This is a genomic window from Paenibacillus sp. Soil750 (assembly GCF_001428045.1).
GTDB classification, from domain to species: Bacteria; Bacillota; Bacilli; order Paenibacillales; family NBRC-103111; genus Paenibacillus_E; species Paenibacillus_E allorhizoplanae.
On record NZ_LMSD01000034.1, the window covers coordinates 89,488 to 107,631 of the forward strand.

General features: G+C 44.5%; 15 protein-coding genes. 13 read left to right on the top strand and 2 right to left on the bottom strand.

The annotated features are described in order from the left end of the window. Window positions 1–104 precede the first annotated feature (104 nt). The 8 genes from ASL11_RS24945 (at window position 105) to ASL11_RS24980 (ending at window position 10,078) form a co-directional block, all read left to right on the top strand. Window positions 105–1,592: an FTR1 family protein gene (locus tag ASL11_RS24945; protein WP_056620893.1), complete on the top strand. Its 1,488-nt coding sequence runs from the start codon at window positions 105–107 to the stop codon at window positions 1,590–1,592. Between the two features lie 27 nt (window positions 1,593–1,619). Then, window positions 1,620–2,786 carry an EfeM/EfeO family lipoprotein gene (locus tag ASL11_RS24950; protein WP_056620895.1) on the top strand — a complete coding sequence of 389 codons (1,167 nt, stop codon included), beginning with the start codon at window positions 1,620–1,622 and terminating at the stop codon, window positions 2,784–2,786. 19 nt (window positions 2,787–2,805) lie between these two features. Further along, window positions 2,806–4,071: an iron uptake transporter deferrochelatase/peroxidase subunit gene (efeB, locus tag ASL11_RS24955; RefSeq protein ID WP_056620897.1), complete on the top strand. Its 1,266-nt coding sequence runs from the start codon at window positions 2,806–2,808 to the stop codon at window positions 4,069–4,071. 210 nt (window positions 4,072–4,281) lie between these two features. Further along, complete coding sequence (gene hflX / locus ASL11_RS24960) at window positions 4,282–5,610, top strand: GTPase HflX (RefSeq protein WP_056620899.1); 1,329 nt, start codon at window positions 4,282–4,284, stop codon at window positions 5,608–5,610. Window positions 5,611–5,641: 31 nt separating this feature from the next. Beyond that, entirely contained in the window at window positions 5,642–6,862 is a 1,221-nt protein-coding gene (locus ASL11_RS24965) for a methionine gamma-lyase family protein (protein WP_442953097.1), read from the top strand. A 95-nt stretch (window positions 6,863–6,957) separates the two neighbouring features. Further along, entirely contained in the window at window positions 6,958–7,368 is a 411-nt protein-coding gene (locus ASL11_RS24970) for a MerR family transcriptional regulator (protein WP_047676992.1), read from the top strand. A gap of 38 nt (window positions 7,369–7,406) precedes the next feature. Beyond that, a complete protein-coding gene (gene glnA, locus ASL11_RS24975) occupies window positions 7,407–8,747 on the top strand; it encodes a type I glutamate--ammonia ligase (protein WP_056620903.1) in 1,341 nt (446 codons plus the stop codon). A 92-nt stretch (window positions 8,748–8,839) separates the two neighbouring features. Further along, window positions 8,840–10,078 (top strand): aminopeptidase, encoded by a 1,239-nt coding sequence (locus ASL11_RS24980; RefSeq protein ID WP_056620905.1) that lies wholly within the window; start codon window positions 8,840–8,842, stop codon window positions 10,076–10,078. A gap of 227 nt (window positions 10,079–10,305) precedes the next feature. Here the strand turns inward: ASL11_RS24980 and lexA are convergent, their stop codons facing one another. After that, window positions 10,306–10,923: a transcriptional repressor LexA gene (lexA, locus tag ASL11_RS24985; RefSeq protein WP_056620907.1), complete on the bottom strand. Its 618-nt coding sequence runs from the start codon at window positions 10,921–10,923 to the stop codon at window positions 10,306–10,308. 145 nt (window positions 10,924–11,068) lie between these two features. Here lexA and ASL11_RS24990 point away from each other — a divergent pair, with 145 nt between their 5' ends. From ASL11_RS24990 to ASL11_RS25000, 3 genes are all read left to right on the top strand, one after another. Next, window positions 11,069–11,470 (top strand): LysM peptidoglycan-binding domain-containing protein, encoded by a 402-nt coding sequence (locus ASL11_RS24990; protein ID WP_056620909.1) that lies wholly within the window; start codon window positions 11,069–11,071, stop codon window positions 11,468–11,470. A 144-nt stretch (window positions 11,471–11,614) separates the two neighbouring features. Next, window positions 11,615–11,800 (top strand): DUF896 domain-containing protein, encoded by a 186-nt coding sequence (locus ASL11_RS24995; RefSeq protein ID WP_056620911.1) that lies wholly within the window; start codon window positions 11,615–11,617, stop codon window positions 11,798–11,800. Window positions 11,801–11,841: 41 nt separating this feature from the next. Further along, a complete protein-coding gene (locus tag ASL11_RS25000) occupies window positions 11,842–12,636 on the top strand; it encodes an HAD family hydrolase (RefSeq protein WP_056620913.1) in 795 nt (264 codons plus the stop codon). 83 nt (window positions 12,637–12,719) lie between these two features. Here ASL11_RS25000 and ASL11_RS25005 read toward each other — a convergent pair whose 3' ends face one another. After that, window positions 12,720–13,259, bottom strand: coding sequence for a 1,2-dihydroxy-3-keto-5-methylthiopentene dioxygenase (locus ASL11_RS25005; protein WP_056620914.1), 540 nt, complete (start codon window positions 13,257–13,259; stop codon window positions 12,720–12,722). Between the two features lie 215 nt (window positions 13,260–13,474). Here ASL11_RS25005 and metH point away from each other — a divergent pair, with 215 nt between their 5' ends. Both metH and rnz read left to right on the top strand, forming a co-directional pair. Continuing rightward, the gene (gene metH, locus ASL11_RS25010; protein ID WP_056620915.1) at window positions 13,475–16,912 is read left to right on the top strand and encodes a methionine synthase; all 3,438 of its coding nucleotides are present in this window, start codon (window positions 13,475–13,477) and stop codon (window positions 16,910–16,912) included. Between the two features lie 100 nt (window positions 16,913–17,012). Continuing rightward, entirely contained in the window at window positions 17,013–17,942 is a 930-nt protein-coding gene (gene rnz / locus ASL11_RS25015; protein WP_056620916.1) for a ribonuclease Z, read from the top strand. The last annotated feature ends 202 nt before the right edge of the window (window positions 17,943–18,144 follow it).

Sequence of the window (18,144 nt, forward strand, 5' to 3'; positions counted from 1 at the left end):
GTAAAATATACAGAGTAATTATTGTGTTGATAATGATTATCAATATTATACATAAATAAATGTATGACGGTTAAATGTTTACCACTCTAAAGGGGTTGTCATGTATGCGTAAAGTCATTTTATCCAGTTGGATTGCTCTACTATTGTTTCTCTCTGTGCCATTGATCGTCATTGCCAAGCCTCAGGATGAACTAGCCAAAGAAGATGCAGGCATCGTAAGCGCCATACAAGCTGCGGAAAGCGGGAATATCGAGCAAGCAACGAAGTTGTTTGAAGCTTTTCAAATTAATTGGCTTAGCTATGAAGATGGGATTAAAGAGCAATCCTTAGCAGCCTATCAGAAGATTGAAGGAGCTATGGGAGAAGCTTCCTTGCAAACAATGAAGCAGCCTGTCGATGCTCAGAAGCTTGCTGCGAAGTTGAAGGATTTACATACGTTGAACACTTCTTTTATTGAAGGAGATCTCTCTGCGTTCGGGTCCTCCGCGAAGAGTGATAGTAAAGTAACCGTTACATCACTAGTAACTTTGTTGGAGAAAGCATCAAATCAAGTGAAGGAGAAGGATATAGAGGGAGCTTCCGAGAGTATTCAAACGCTTCGCAACTCCTGGTTGCTTATTGAGGGAATTGTATTGACACAGTCCTCAGCCGTTTATACCTCCATGGAGCGAGACATGGTAACAGCTTACGCTCAGCTTTCCGCTAGTCCGCCTCAAACTGAGGAAGCCGCTGTGACGATTTCTCGGATGCATGCTGATTTACAACCGTTAGCGTCGAAGACAAGCTACACGATGCTTGATGCCACAACGATAATCCTTCGGGAAGGGCTAGAAGCCTTACTAGTCGTTATAGCGTTACTCGGGTTTCTCAAAAAGGCTGGCCATGAAGATAAGAAAAGATGGATTTGGTTCGGTGTTTATAGCGGACTCGTTGTCAGCTTGGCGCTGGGCATTGTGGTTCAACAGTTATTCTCGGCAAGTGCTTTTGGGAATAACAATTTTCTAATTGCCGGGTGTACTGGAGTTTTTGCAGCTCTGATGCTCCTGTATATGAGCTATTGGCTGCATAGCAAGGCAAGTATTTCGAATTGGCAATCTTATATTCGTAATCAAAGTGTCAAAGCATTAGCAACTGGAAGCCTAGCTTCGCTTAGCTTACTTGCTTTCCTTGCTGTGTTCCGTGAAGGGACGGAGACGGTCTTATTTATGATCGGGATGGCATCCTCAATTTCATTGGCTTCGCTGCTTGGCGGAATTGGGGTTGGTGTAGGTTTGCTGCTCATTATTGCCTTTTTAATTCTGAAGATCGGACTGCGTATCCCGATGCGTCCTTTTTTCTTGATATCAAGTGTTTTTGTTTTCTACTTATGCTTTAAATTTGCCGGGATGGGCGTTCATGGACTTCAGTTAGCCGGTTATTTGCCAGCAACAACAGCCAATTGGCTGCCTAGCTGGGATGCCGTAGCGCTATATCCTACGTTAGAGAGCGCAATCCCACAGTTCCTCTTGTTGCTTCTGGCGCTCATAGCAGTGGTAAGGGACCGTCTTAAAACCATGTCTAACAGACATATGTCAATAAACAATAAATCCTAATTCAAAGAAAAGTGGAGGGTCTATCCCATGAAAAAAAGTCTACAAATGTTACTCTTAACTACAGCGGTCACAGTGGTACTTGCTGGTTGTGGTAAAACAGAGACAACAGAAGTTGCGAAAGTCCCACTCAAAGATGGGTCCGCGAAACTAGTTACAAGTATTGATGGTTTGAAAGGTCAATTAGACACTTCAAAAGTGAAGGATGCTAAGAAATGGGCAGACCAGCTCGAAGAGCAATGGGCGAGCTTTGAAGATGAAGTAAAACCGAAATATCCGGAATTGTATTTTAAAATAGAGAAATTTTTGACACCATTACAAGCTGCCTTGAAAGAAGATAAGCTAGATTTACCAACATTGACTGCCTTGAACACGAATTTGAAAGCGGCGTTGACTGAGCTGACAACATCTATAGCTGATAACAAAGGTGCTGTTAATAAAGATGTCATTGAGGCTTCTGCTGCGCTTAAGGAAGCGGCTAAATCCTATAACAAATATGTGCAAGACCAAGGTAACCAATTGGTGACATTACTTGATCAACTGAACACCGCCGTTAAAAGTGGTGATTTGAAAAAAGCGACAGAAGCATATGGACTTGCTCGAATGCCGTATGAGAGAATTGAGCCAATCATCGAAACGTTCAGTGAGCTGGACGGTGTGATGGATGCGCGTGTTGATGATTTCAAAAATGAGAAGGATCCTGCTTTTACAGGGTATCACCGAATCGAATACTTATTGTTTGTGAAGAAAAACCTCAAGGATGCTGAGCCTTTTGCGGCGCGTTTGCTTGAAGATGGTAAGAAAATGCAACAAGCGATTGCGGCTACAACGATAGCACCTACTGATTTTATCGCTGGTGTCGGAGAATTAATGGAGGAAGCGCAGTCCAGCAAAATTACAGGTGAAGAGGAACGTTGGAGCGGTGCGACAGTGCCGGTGATCCGTGCAAATGTAGAAGGCGCTCAAGCAATCTACGATCTAGTTAAAGCTGAATTGAAGAAGAAAGATGCGGCGTTGGATGAGAAAATCAGCAAGAGCTTAGCGACAGTTATCGAGACGATGAACACACTTTCGCCTGTTGGTCCAACATGGAATGATTTCAGTAAATTAGAACAAGCCAAACAAGTCGATTTGAAGAATAAATTAGAAGCTTTAGCTGAACCGCTTGTAAAAATGCCGGGAACGCTAAGTAAATAGAGGAAAGAGGTTAAGTGGTATGTTGGACAAAATGAATCGTCGAGCCTTCTTAGGAATGACCGCTGCGGGTGCGGCCGGCGTTGTTTTGGGAGATTTGCTGGGGAAGGCGCAAGCCGCGCTGCCAACGAATAAAGCTGCCGCTACCACGACCAGTGAAACGCTGGATTTCTATGGCACCCACCAAACGGGAGTTGTCACTCCTGCACAAAATTTTGCTAATGTCGCGGCTTTCGATGTAACGACTAGTGATGTGAAAGAGCTGCAAGCACTTATGAAGCAGTGGACGGAGATGGCTGCCTCCCTGATGGCAGGTAAACCGCTAGCTGTGGAGCCACAGGATGCGGCTTTTCCACCAACGGATACCGGCGAGCAGCTTGGTCTTGATACAGGGAAATTAACTCTTACATTTGCTATAGGTGCCTCTCTTTTTGAAAAGGAAGGGGTTGACCGTTTCGGGCTTCGTTCACGTAAACCGGTTGGCTTGACCGAGATGCCGATCTTTCATAAAGATTCACTTCAAGAACAGTTGACTCATGGGGACATCGTGGTTCAAGCTTGTGCAGACGATCCGATCATCTGTTTCCATGCGATTCGCAACTTAACCAAAGCGGCTAGAGGCGTTGCACACTTGCGTTGGCAACAAACAGGTCAACTAGGAGTGAAGGCGCAAGGGACGAAACGGAATTTATTTGGTTTTAAGGATGGTACGGCTAACCCTGCGTTACAAGATGAGACTTTTATGAAAAATAACGTTTGGATTGATGCTAGCGATAGGGAAAGCACACCGTGGTTAGCAGGCGGTACCTATATGGTTGTTCGTCGCATTCAAATGAGGATCGAAACATGGGATCAACAAACATACTCCGATCAAGAAGAGATCATTGGCCGCCAGAAGGTTTCCGGGGCACCCATGGATGGTACAACTGAATTCGATACGCCGCAGTTTGCCGCAGACGCCGAAGGCAAGGTGACAGCATTGGACTCGCATATACGTTTATCTAACCCGCGTACAGGTGAAAATTCGGAGCGTGAACGTATTTTGCGGCGCGGATATAATTTCATGGAAAATCTAGACAGCGTAGGTCGCATCAATGCCGGATTGTTGTTTGTGTGCTTCAATCGGAATATCCAAACTCAGTTTGAATCAATTCAGAAACGCTTAACGAATCCGAAAATGCCGGATCAAATGCTGGCCTATACGGATACGACAGGCGGCGGCTATTTTGCTGTATTGCCTGGTGTTACTTCGAAAGGTTCGTATTTAGGGCAGACATTGTTGGAGTGAAATGAAGAAGTAGGAGCAGGGTTGTTCCGCGAGTAGCGTGATCTACTTGTGTGACTGCCCTGTTTTTTGTTAGCAAGACGGTTATAATCGAATTTTCCTGCGCATCAAATTGACTTTCCTAATCATTTCCTCCACAATGATGAAGGAATAGGCCAATTTGGCCTTATTTCGGTCATTTTAAGCATTTTGAAGGAAGTAAAGGAGACGACTATGAAAACAACTTCACATATGGTAGAAAAAGAAATCGATGACAGAGCGGTGCTCGTCAGTTTGATTACACAGAAGCAGAAGAAAAATGAGCTGCTGGCTGAATACTCGTTACAAGAACTTGTAAAGCTGGCGGAAACGGCCGGCGTTCAGGTGCTGGACACGATGACACAGAACAAAGAAGCTAAGGATACCAAGTGGTTTATTGGGAAAGGGAAAGTCGAAGAGTTAAAGCTGATGTTGGAAGAGCTGGGTGGGAATACGGCGATCTTCGATCAGGAATTGTCAGGTGCACAAGTTCGTAACTTAGAAGCAGCACTTGATGTGAAAATTATCGATCGTACTCAGCTCATTTTGGATATTTTTGCACAGCGTGCCAAAACACGTGAAGGAATTATCCAGGTTGAATTAGCACAACTAAGCTATCTCCTACCTAGACTGTCAGGGCAAGGCAAAAACTTGTCGCGTTTGGGTGGCGGTATCGGGACAAGAGGACCAGGGGAATCGAAGCTAGAAACGGATCGTCGACATATCCGCGGACGTATTGACGAACTGAAAGCGCAGCTGGAAGAAGTTGTGCGTCACCGTACTTTGCATCGGGAACGTCGTAAGAAAAGTGGTGTTTTTCAAGTTGCGTTAGTTGGGTATACCAATGCAGGGAAGTCCACGTTATTGAAACAATTAACACAAGCAGACGTCTATATTGAGAACCAACTTTTCGCTACGTTAGATCCGACGTCTCGGACAATGATATTGCCAAGCGGCAAGGAAATCGTCCTCACAGATACAGTAGGTTTTATTCAAAATCTACCCCATGATCTAGTTGCTTCGTTCCGTGCCACGTTAGAAGAGGCGAATGAGGCAGATTTGATTCTGCATGTGGTGGATAGCTCCACAGATATGCGGGGTGAGCAAATGCGTGTTGTTGGAGAGGTACTTGAGCAGCTAGGCGCCCATCAGAAGGAACAGATCACTGTCTTCAACAAAATTGATCTTATCTCAAAAGAAGAGCGGGAATTGCTGTCTGACCAAGGTGAATTCATGAAGGTGAGTGCTTACACACCTGAGGATTTAGAACGTCTTCGTATTACGATTGAAGATAAGCTGATGGGCGATAGTAAAGAATTCCGCATTCCAGCCAATAAAGGGGATGTCATTGCCCTCATGTATCGTATTGGTGAGGTGCTTGAGACCGATGTGGATGGGGAAGACATGATCTTCAAGGTTCGTGTAAACAAGGAAGATTATGTGAAACAGGCCTATTTGCTGGTAGATTACGATCAATCTTCAGCGAAGCCAGAGCAGGATGAGAATGAGGGAGAGAGCAACTAAGATGCATTTCGGGGAAAAAGTTATTGCCAGAATGGAAAAGGCGGAGAAACGCGTAGAGAGCGCTTTTCGTCAAATTGAGAAAACGATCGATCTAAATCAATGGAAAGTTATACGTGCTTTCCAAACACATAAAGTAAGTGATTATCATTTTGCTTCTTCGACGGGTTATGGCTACAATGATCGAGGCAGAGAAGTGCTTGACCTAGTCTATGCCGATGCTATGGGGGCAGAAGCAGCACTAGTTCGCCCACACTTTGTATCGGGAACACATACGATCGGTACCGCTTTGTTCGGTGTTTTGCGTCCTGGTGAACATCTACTTTACATCACAGGTAAGCCCTATGATACGTTGCACAAGGTCATTGGTAAGCCTGGAGACGGCACGGGCTCCTTGCAAGACTTCGGCATCGACTACGGTGAAGTCGCGCTTCTGGAAGACGGCTCGCCGGATTGGCCAGCAATCACGGCAGCCATTCAGCCGAACACGAAGGTGATCGGCATCCAGCGTTCCCGTGGCTACTCCTGGCGGCCGTCGTTCACGGTCGAACAAATCGGCGAAATGGTCCGATTTGTCAAAGAGATCAACCCAGAGCTCATTGTCTTCGTGGACAATTGCTATGGTGAATTTACCGAGCTGCAGGAGCCGACGCAAGTTGGCGTCGATCTGATGGCCGGCTCGCTGATCAAAAACCCTGGCGGCGGCATCGCCCCTACGGGCGGCTATATCGCCGGGCGACGCGACCTCGTCGAGCTCGCCGCGTACAGATTGACCGCCCCCGGTATAGGGGGCGAGGTCGGAGCTATGCTCGGCGCGACGCGAGCTATGTTTCAAGGGCTATTCCTTGCCCCGCATTTGGTGGGGCAAGCCGTCAAGGGCTCGGTCTTCGCGGCAGCGATATTCGAAGACCTCGGCTTTGTCAGCTCACCGCGATGGGATGTGCAGCGGACGGACTTGATCCAAGCGATCCGCTTCACATCAGCGGAACATTTGATTACGTTCGTACAAGGCATTCAAAAGGCGTCTGCTGTCGATTCGCATGTCGTACCTGAGCCTTGGGACATGCCTGGGTATGAGCATCCTGTTATCATGGCAGCAGGGACCTTCATTCAAGGTGGCAGCTTAGAGCTGTCAGCGGATGCTCCGATTCGTGAACCTTTTATCGCTTATATGCAAGGCGGTTTGACCTACTCACATTGCAAGTTAGGTGTACTAACTGCTATCCAACATATGGAAGACAAGGGATTACTGTGAAAATTTAAACTGTGAACAAACCTGACACTCCTTGACACGTTTTTGTTAGAAAGGTACAATGAGAGTGAGGTACTTACTGACCAGGAGTGATTAGCATGAGTGATGAAATACGTAGGAATATGGCGTTATTCCCCATTGGGATCGTCATGAAGCTGACAGATCTAACGGCAAGACAAATTCGTTACTATGAGCAACACGAATTAATCATCCCAGCTAGAACAGCTGGAAATCAACGGCTCTATTCGTTTAATGACGTGGAACGTCTTCTTGAGATTAAAGATTTGATTGAAAAAGGTGTTAACATTGCAGGTATCAAGCAGGTTCTTATCCCTGTAGATAAGGATTCTGAAGATGCAACTATTCTTAACGAGCACACGGAAGTGAAGCGTAAGGAATTAACCGACTCTCAATTGCACAAAATGCTGAAGCAACAATTGATTGGCGGGGGTAAACGTCCGGATCAGGTTTCATTGATTCAAGGCCAGCTTTCCAGATTTTACAAATAGGTTGCCAAATCGCTTACATTTGAGAGGAGAATGCACGCGTGACTTACAACAATAACTACTCCAAAGAAGATATTCTTCGTATTGCCAAAGCTGAAAACGTTCGCTTTATCCGTTTGCAATTCACAGACTTGATGGGAAGTATTAAGAACGTTGAAATTCCTTTGAGCCAGCTTGAGAAAGCGCTTGATAATAAAATGATGTTCGATGGATCTTCCATCGAAGGGTATGTGCGAATTGAAGAATCGGATATGTATTTATATCCCGATTTAGATACATGGGTAATTTTCCCTTGGGTAACTGAGAGCAAAGTTGCTCGTTTGATCTGCGATATCTATATGCCAGACGGTACTCCGTTCGCTGGAGATCCGCGCGCCATTTTGAAAAATGCGTTGAAGCAAGCAGAAGAAATGGGCTACACTGCAATGAACGTTGGACCAGAACCAGAATTCTTCTTGTTCAAAACAGATGACAAAGGCAATCCAACAACGGAATTGAATGACCAAGGTGGATATTTCGATTTGGCACCGATGGATCTTGGGGAAAACTGCCGTCGTGATATCGTGCTAACGCTGGAAGAAATGGGATTTGAAATCGAAGCTTCTCACCATGAAGTAGCGCCAGGCCAGCACGAAATCGACTTCAAATATGCAGATGCGATTAAAGCTGCTGACCAAATTCAAACGTTCAAACTAGTTGTTAAAACGGTAGCTAGACAGCATGGGTTGCATGCTACATTTATGCCGAAGCCATTGTTCGGAATGAATGGATCTGGTATGCATTGTCATCAATCCTTGTTCAAAGGTGAGACGAATGCCTTCTACGATGAGAGCGACAAATTAGGTTTGAGCACGGTTGCAAGACAATATATGGCTGGTGTACTACGTCATGCGCGTTCTTTCGCTGCTATTACGAACCCAACTGTTAACTCATACAAACGTCTGGTTCCTGGCTATGAAGCGCCTTGCTATGTAGCTTGGTCTGCTAGTAACCGCAGCCCAATGATTCGGATTCCAGCTTCCCGCGGTCTAAGCACGCGTGTTGAAGTTCGTAACCCGGATCCAGCAGCAAATCCTTACCTTGCACTTGCGGTTATGCTTGCAGCTGGTTTGGATGGCATTAAGAACAAAATGCAGCTTCCTCCGCCAACAGATCGCAACATTTATGTGATGACGGAAGAAGAGCGTGAAGCTGAAGGCATTCCTAGCTTGCCTCTTAACTTGAAACAAGCTTTAGACGAGTTGCTTCGTGATGATGTTGTCTGCGATACACTTGGTGAGCATGCGCTAGCGCATTTCTATGAGTTGAAAGAAATTGAGTGGGACATGTACCGTACGCAAGTTCACCAATGGGAAAGAGATCAATATCTGTCTCTTTACTAGGTTTTTGAACATGACAATTAGATAATTAAAGCCCGTCAGTCTCGTCTATGAGAACTGATGGGCTTTTTAATGCGAAGGAGAATAATTGAACTATGGACAATTTCAATCGGAATTTAGAGAAGTATGCAGAGTTAGTAATCCGAATCGGGGTTAACTTGAATAAAGGCCAAGATTTGTTGGTTGAAGCTCCCATTGAAACATTGGAATTAACCAGATTAATCGTACAGAAAGCGTATGAGGCTGGGGCGAATTTTGTCCATGTGCATTGGCAGGATGACGTCGTTACGCGGAATAAATTTGATTATGCATCAGAAGATTCGATGGACTATTACCCGGAGTGGTACACAACGATGCTCGAGCGTTTTGTTGAAAACGGAGGAGCCTTATTGAACATTAAGGTACCGAATCCGAATTTGTATGATGGCATTGATGCCAGTTTAATTTCGCGGGCTTCGAAAGCCGCTTCAACGGCAAGAGCCAAGTATCAGCACTATGTGCGTACAGGTGAGTTTAGCTGGTGTTTAATTAAAGCACCAACAGAAGCTTGGGCATCGATTGTGTACGCGGATCTGCCAGAGGAGCAGCGTATTCCTGCGATGTGGGATGCTATTTTCAAAATCAACCGTGTGTATGAAGAGAACCCCGTGGCAGCTTGGCAGTCCCATTTGGATACGCTGAAGGCAACGCATAGCTTATTGAATGAAAGAAGCTATAAAGCTTTGCGATACCGGGCTACGGGTACGGATTTGCGTGTCGAGCTGCCAGAAGGACATATTTGGCTAGGGGGAGATAACGAGAACGCTCGCGGTGTCCGCTATGTAGCGAATATGCCGACGGAAGAAGTGTTCACCATTCCAAACCGAACAGGTGTTAGTGGTACGGTAGCGAGTACAATGCCATTGAATATTAATGGCGCTTTAGTGGATCGGTTTACATTTACGTTCGAAGCGGGCAAGGTTGTGAACTTCCAAGCGGAGGTAGGTTATGACCATTTGGCACGTTTACTGGATATGGATGAAGGCGCGAGGTATTTAGGTGAGGTTGCACTCGTTCCGTTTGATTCTCCGATTTCTAATTTAAATCGTATTTTTTACAACACTGGTATTGACGAGAATGCTTCTTGTCACTTAGCGTTGGGTAGCTGTTATCCGATTAATTTGAAGGATGGTACTAAGTTGTCGAATGCAGAGCTGAAGGCTCGCGGAGGGAATAGCTCCTTGATTCATGTAGACTTCATGATTGGTTCTGCGGAGCTTGAAATCGATGGAGAACTAGCGGATGGGACGATCGAACCTATCTTCCGTGCGGGGAACTGGGTATTGACGTTTTAAATGTGAGAAAAAACTTCTATCGAAGTCCTTCGAGGAAGAGCGACCGCGTTTTAGTAGAGAGACTTTGACCTCCGACCAAAGATCCCTATATATGGTGGTTTTTATCGCCAATAAGAAGTTGTTCTACAGGGTACTGGAAACTTATAAATTCTTATATGGTAAAAAGCAAGGCTCTCAAGTGAAAGTTCACTTTGAGAGCCTTGCTTTTTTTGCGGTATCTGCCGTTCTTACATATCCCGGAACAAGCCAATTACACGTCCAAGGATCGTTACATTCTTCAATAGAATGGGTTGTAAAGCTGAATTCTCCGGTTGAAGGCGAATATGATCCTTCTCTTTGTAGAAACGCTTAACAGTAGCTTCATCATCTTCTGTCATTGCGACAACGATATCACCGTTATTCGCTGTTTGTTGTTGTTTAACGATGACATAGTCGCCATTATGAATACCAGCTTCAATCATACTGTCACCCATAATACTAAGCATAAACACGTTGTTGTCACCAACCATACTTGAAGGAAGTGGGAAATAATCTTCAATATTCTCAGTGGCGGTAATAGGAACACCAGCCGTTACTTTACCAACGAGGGGAACACGAGCGACGGAGACAGCGAATTGGGATTCGGCACCATCCAGCCCTAGAATTTCAATTGCACGCGGTTTGGTAGGATCTCGACGAATCATGCCTTTTTTCTCAAGACGTTCCAAATGGCCATGTACGGTAGAACTGGAGGCTAGTCCAACTGCTTCGCCGATTTCACGAACGGAAGGCGGGTAACCCTTATCTTTCACTTCGTTCTTAATGAATTCCATTATTGCTTGTTGACGCTGCGAAATTTTACTCATAAGATATCACTCCAATACTGGGAATCATTACCCAAAGTATAACATAGAACCCGAGTTCGTACAAACATAAGTTCGAGAAATGGTTGACTCAAACATGTGTTCGTGTTATTCTAATAACAGAACAAATGTTTGGGGGATGAATTATATGTATATGGCTTATTCACAATCTAACGGAACAACAACACTTCGTGGTACTGCTCATGCATCCAAAGGGATGACGATTAAACGGGGTTATTCGAAGCTACTACTTCGTTTCATACTGATAGCAGTAATTCTTGGAACTGTGTTTTCGTTCGGTGCGATCGTACAAGCCTATGCAGGTGATGGCAATGTTACCGTGTCTACACCGATCATTTCCGCGCAACCATCAGCGAAATCTACTCTAAACGAGAAAGTTGTTATTCAAAGTGGTGATACTCTTTGGGGGATTGCAGAAGCTCACAAAAAGAAGGGTGAGAACACGCGTTCTTATATTGAGAAGTTGAGAGCATTGAATCACTTATCGAACAGTTCATTGCAAGAGGGGCAAGTTCTACTACTACCTTAATGAGCTAATTCTTAGTTCACTATATAGATGATTGTTCGAGACATAGCCGTCTGTTGCTATGTCTCTTTGCGTTGTATCCTTGACAATCCTAATCGGTGATGGCAAAGTAGTACTCATATTGAAATTTTGACTGGGAGGATTACAATGAGTGACAGCATGGATAAGACGATTGAGCGAATCAATGAACTAGCTCGAAAGGCGAAGACAGTTGGTCTAACGGATGCAGAGATTGATGAGCGAAATGAGCTAAGGAAAATCTATATTAATGCATTCAGGGGTAACCTGAAGGTTCAACTAGATTCCATTAAGTTTACTGACGAAGAGAAATAAACCTACTACAATAGATACTACATTCAAAGGGGAAATGAATGATGACGTTGAAAGCTGTGCTATTTGATTTGGATGATACACTGTTATGGGATGATCGTAGTGTGGAGGAAGCTTTTGCTGCAACATGCGCAGAAGCCGCGAAGCAAGTCAATGGGTTGAACCCGGAGGAATTAGAAGCATCTGTTCGTAAAGAAGCAAGGAGTTTATATGAATCTTTCGATACGTTCCCATTTACCAAAATGATTGGGATTAACCCATTTGAAGGACTATGGGCTAACTTCACACAAGGCGAGGATGAAAACTTCCGCAAATTAGAGAAGCTAGCACCTGGCTATCGCACAGAATCTTGGACAAGAGGGCTTGCAGGACTAGGGATTGAAGATCGTGACTTAGGGTACAAGCTGGGGGAATTGTTTGCAGCCGAACGCCGCAGTCGTCCCTATGTATATGAAGAAACATTCCGTGTTCTAGATGAGTTGAAAGGCAACTACAAGCTTCTTCTTTTAACGAATGGCTCACCGGATTTACAAAAAGAGAAACTAGCAGGGGTTCCTGAGATTGCTGCTTACTTTGATCATATCGTGATTTCTGGAGAATTTGGACAAGGTAAGCCAGCAGCGGCGATTTTCAATTATGCACTGGGTCTGCTTGAAATTAATGCGGAGGAAGGCATCATGATCGGGGATAAACTGACGACAGATATATTGGGATCAGGAAGCATTGGAATGCGTAACATTTGGATTAATCATCATGGGCTTCAAAGTGGTGATGAGATCGTGCCTGCTTATGAAGTGTCACGACTTCAAGAAATTTTGCCGATTATCAGTAATGGTTAATTTCGTATAGAAATAAAGCCCAACAGCTACTTAAGACGCAATGGTCTGAAGTGCTATTGGGCTTTATTCTGTTAACGTAACAATTATCCTTTAATAAAGTCAGGATCATCAATGTTGTAAGCTACCCAGCCATCTTTTTCGATGAAAAGGCGAACAGCTACGATTTCACGGTTATCCATCAAGGTGAAGAAATGATTCGTGTTCTCAGGAACAGAAATCACATCTCCTGGCTCAAGTTCAACATCGAAATAACCAAGTTCCTCGGATTTGATGATGAAAATTCCTTTTCCAGAAACGATAGCGCGGATTTCATCTTCGGTGTGCGTGTGCACTTGTTCGAATTTTTTTAGAAGCTCTTCAATATTCGGAGTTACATCAGATAGGGAGATGACATCCCAAATTTCATATCCGCGTCTAGCAGCTAGATCTTTAATTTCAGCTTCGTACGTGGAAATGATTTCTGCTTTTTCTTCATCGCTAAGAATGAATTTCTCGCGAAGTGCTACAGGAAGTTTGTTCGCATCCCAATGCTCGTATACGACTTCTTGACTATCTAAGAAGGCTTTAACTTCATCTTCGCCTTCAATGCGCTCATTGGTATTCCGGATTCTAATTTGTGCCACGTTACATCCCTCTTTCATTAAATAAATATAACCATATTATAGAGGATAACAAGCTAACTGTCGATGGAAGGATATAAATTTTTCCGATAAATCCTATAGGAATTTATCATAATTCAAAATCTTTTCATAGAAGCCGTATTCTGTTACACTAAATCTTAACATAATTTGTCGTTTTTTATATTTTGCTTTAGGAAAAGTTGAAAGGGAGTCTTGCCATGAAGAAACCACCGATTCAAGAACAGCTTAAGAAGAAGATAATGATCCTAGATGGTGCCATGGGTACGATGATTCAGCAAGAGGACTTGACTGCTGATGATTTCGGAAGTGATGATCTCGATGGGTGTAATGAAATTCTATGTGTCACACGCCCAGATGTTATTCAAAAAATTCATGAAGCTTATTTCGCCGCTGGCGCTGATATGATAGAAACGAATACGTTCGGGACGACGAGTGTCGTACTGGCGGAATACGATTTGCAAGACCGTCATCGGGAGTTGAACATCGCCGCTGCGAAATTGGCGATTGCTGCCGCTGAGAAATATTCGACACCGGAATGGCCACGTTACGTTGTAGGTGCAATGGGACCGACAACTAAGACCTTGTCTGTGACAGGTGGCGTGACGTTCGAACAACTGGAAGAAAGCTACTATCAACAAGCACTTGCACTTGTCGAAACAGGTGTTGATGCAATGCTTCTGGAAACATCCCAAGATACGCTAAACGTGAAAGCGGGCAGTATTGGGATTCGCAGAGCTTTTGAAACGTTAGGTGTAGAGCTTCCGATTATGATCTCGGGAACGATTGAACCGATGGGAACCACGCTTGCTGGTCAAAATATTGAGTCCTTCTATATTTCCCTTGAGCATTTGAAGCCAATCTCGATGGGCTTGAACTGTGCGACAGGACCTGAATTTATGCGGGATCATATTCGTACCCTTTCTGGTATTGCGGATACAGCGATCAGTTGTTATCCGAATGCAGGGTTGCCGGATGAGAATGGGCATTATCATGAGTCTCCAGAATCTTTGGCCAAAAAAATGGCTGGCTTTGCTGAGCAAGGTTGGCTCAATATTGCTGGTGGTTGCTGCGGAACGACGCCTGCTCACATTCAGGCAATGGCAGAAACACTGGCCAATTACAAACCAAGAGGGGAATACGGTTCTCATCCACCTGCGATTTCAGGTATTGAAACTGTATATATCGAGCCGGAAAATCGACCAATCATGGTTGGAGAACGGACGAATATCTCCGGATCTAGGAAGTTTAAACGCCTTATTAAAGAAGGCAAATTTGAAGAGGGCTCTGAAATTGCGCGTAACCAGGTGAAAAATGGCGCTCATGTTATCGACATTAATCTACAGGATACGGACATTGATGAAGCTTATGCAGTAGAAGAATTCATGCAAGAAGTTGTGAAAAAGGTCAAAGTTCCGTTAATGATTGATTCCACTTATGATCATATTATCGAACTCGGGCTCAAATATTCGCAAGGTAAAGCGATTATTAACTCGATTAACTTAGAAGATGGAGAGAGCAAATTCGAAGGGATTTTACCTCTGATTCATCGCTATGGGGCATCGGTCGTTTGTATCTTAATTGACGAGCGTGGACAGGCGGTTTCCCGTCAAGCCAAAATTGAGGTAGCAACACGTTCGTATGAGCTACTTACAGGCAAATATGGCATGAATCCAGAGGATATCATTTTTGATCCAAATATGTTCCCAGTTGGGTCAGGAGATCCGCAGTACATTGGCTCTGCCGTCGAAACAATCGAGGGAATCAAGCTGATTAAGGAGAAGTATCCTCTCGCCAAAACGATTCTAGGACTAAGTAACATCTCATTCGGTTTACCGGATGCAGGTCGTGAGGTTCTGAACTCTGTTTATTTGTACCATTGTACGAAGGCTGGTCTTGATTACGCTATTGTAAATACGGAGAAACTAGAACGGTATGCGTCGATTCCTGATACGGAGCGTCAACTAGCAGAGGAACTCATTTATAATACCAACGATGATACCTTGGCGAAATTCGTTGCCCATTTCCGTGAGAAGAAGGTCGAGAAGAAGGAGAAGATTTCCAACCTATCTCTGGAAGAAAGACTAGGCTCTTATGTTGTTGAAGGCACGAAAGAAGGCTTAATACCGGATTTGGAGATTGCACTTCAAACTTATTCACCGTTAGAGGTCATCAATGGACCGCTTATGAAGGGGATGGAGGAAGTTGGGCGTTTGTTCAATGGCAACGAACTTATCGTAGCTGAGGTGCTTCAAAGTGCTGAAGTCATGAAAGCTTCCGTTAATTTCCTGGAGCCGTTCATGGAGAAATCCGAGACTGCGGTGAAGGGCAAAATTATTTTGGCAACCGTCAAAGGGGATGTTCACGATATTGGGAAAAACCTCGTTGAAATCATCCTATCCAATAACGGATACAAGATTATCAATTTAGGAATTAAAGTACCACCGGAGCAAATCATCGAAGCTTATCGTAAAGAGCAAGCAGATGCGATCGGGTTGTCTGGATTACTTGTTAAATCCGCACAACAAATGGTTATCACTGCGCAGGATTTAAAGACTGCAGGTGTAGATGTACCGATTCTCGTCGGTGGTGCTGCGCTTACTCGGAAATTCACCAAGACACGTATTCAACCGGAATATGAGGGTGTTGTTCTATATGCGAAGGATGCGATGGATGGTCTGGATATCGCGAACAAGTTGAGTGACCCTGAGCAGCGTAAACGGTTGATTCAAGAGCTTCGTGAAAGCTTAGAATCCGATGTTATGGATACAGGAAAAAAAGAAGAGAAGCTGCCACAGCTAACACGTGTGAGTTCTTCTGCAGTTTCTAAGGATCTACCTGTTCAGGTGCCACAAGATACTGATCGTCATATCATGCGTGATTACCCGATTAGTCATTTGATGCCTTATGTGAACATGCAAATGCTGTTAGGTCATCACCTTGGTTTGAAGGGTAAAGTAGAGCAACTGCTGAGTGATAAGGATTCCAAAGCACTTCAGTTAAAGGACACGGTAGATTCAATCCTTCACGCTGCGCAGCATAACGGTATCATTAAGGCTCATGGCATGTATCGTTTCTTTCCAGCACAATCGAACGGGAATGATGTCATCATTTATGATCCGCAAGATACGAGCAAGGTGCTTGAGACATTTACATTCCCTCGTCAAGATAAAGAGCCGTACCTCTGCTTGGCTGATTATTTGAAATCCGTAGAAAGCGGCGAAATGGACTATGTAGGTTTCCTACTCGTGACAGCTGGACATGATATTAACGAATTGGCAAAAGAGTGGCGTGACAAAGGGGATTATTTGAAATCCCATGCGTTGCAAGCGACAGCGCTTGAAGTAGCCGAAGGCTTTGCAGAACGTGTTCATCACATTATGCGCGATGTTGTTGGTATTGCAGACCGTGTCGATATGACGATGCAAGAAAGATTCGGAGCCAAATATATCGGACAACGTTTCTCATTCGGTTATCCAGCTTGCCCTAATCTCGAAGATCAAGCGAAGCTGTTTAATCTGCTGAAGCCTGAGGATATCGGCGTTGAGCTGACGGAGTCATTCATGATGGAGCCGGAAGCTTCCGTATCTGCGATTGTATTTGCACATAAAGAAGCACGTTATTTTAACGTAGGATAAGATTGCGAGAGCGAGGTAGCGAGTAGGAACGATTCTGTTCCGCGGCATCCTCGCTTTCCGTTTTGCCGATGTGATATTGAGATAGAATGGGGTTTGGCTTGTGGACTTGTATTTTCTAGGAACGGGGGCAGGTATGCCCTCCAAGCAACGAAATGTAACCTCAATTGCCTTGAATTTATTAGACGAACGGGGAACATATTGGCTTGTTGATTGCGGAGAGGGGACGCAGCAGCAGATTCTGAACTCTCCGGTGAAGTTGGGACGAACGGAGAAAATTTTCATCACGCATTTGCATGGTGATCATCTATATGGGCTCCCAGGAATATTGACGAGTCGATCTTATTTGGGTGGAGATACACCATTGACCTTATATGGTCCGCGGGGGCTTAAGCAATTCGTTGAGACTGCGCTGGAAGTCAGTGGGGCTCATCTGAGTTATACACTTCATCTTGTAGAGCTTGATGAAGAGGGGATTATTTTCGAAGACGAAAGCTTTCTTGTCGAAACGGCTCGCTTAGAGCATCGTATTGAATGTTTTGGATTCCGCATCGTGGAGAAGGATCAACCTGGCAAGCTTCTAAATGAAAAGCTTAAGGAACTCGGAGTACCACCAGGTCCGATCTATGGCCAACTGAAACTAGGACACACGGTACAGCTTGAGGATGGCCGGACTATACATGGGCAAGATTTCTTAGGTGCTCCAGTTCCTGGTCGCGTGGTCGTCATTTTAGGAGATACACGCTACTGTGAGGGAGCTAAAAAGTTGGCAAGAGGTGCCGATGTTCTCGTTCATGAAGCGACCTTCGCCATGGATAAGCAGGAGCTAGCCTATGCTTTCGATCATGCGACTTCGACAGATGCGGCGCGGACTGCACAGGAGGCTGGTGCGAATGCGCTGATCATGACGCATCTTAGTTCGCGGTATCAAGGGGAAAGCGTAAATGAACTGCTTCACCAGGCACAACAAATTCACTCGAATAGTCACTTAGCGAGGGATTTCTGGAGCTTTGATATACCACGCAAAGTGTAAAAAATAAGCTTCTCCCATTAATTACGAATGGGAGAAGCTTATTTTTGTATCCTAACGTCAATTTCCTGTGTTCACCTCATACACTAAACAAAACCAACGGAAATCGAGGTGAAGGTATGGAAATTACACTTGGTGAAGTGCTGCTTTCTATCTTTATATCCTCGATCTTTTTCATTATGATTAAGGAAATTAGGAAGTCATA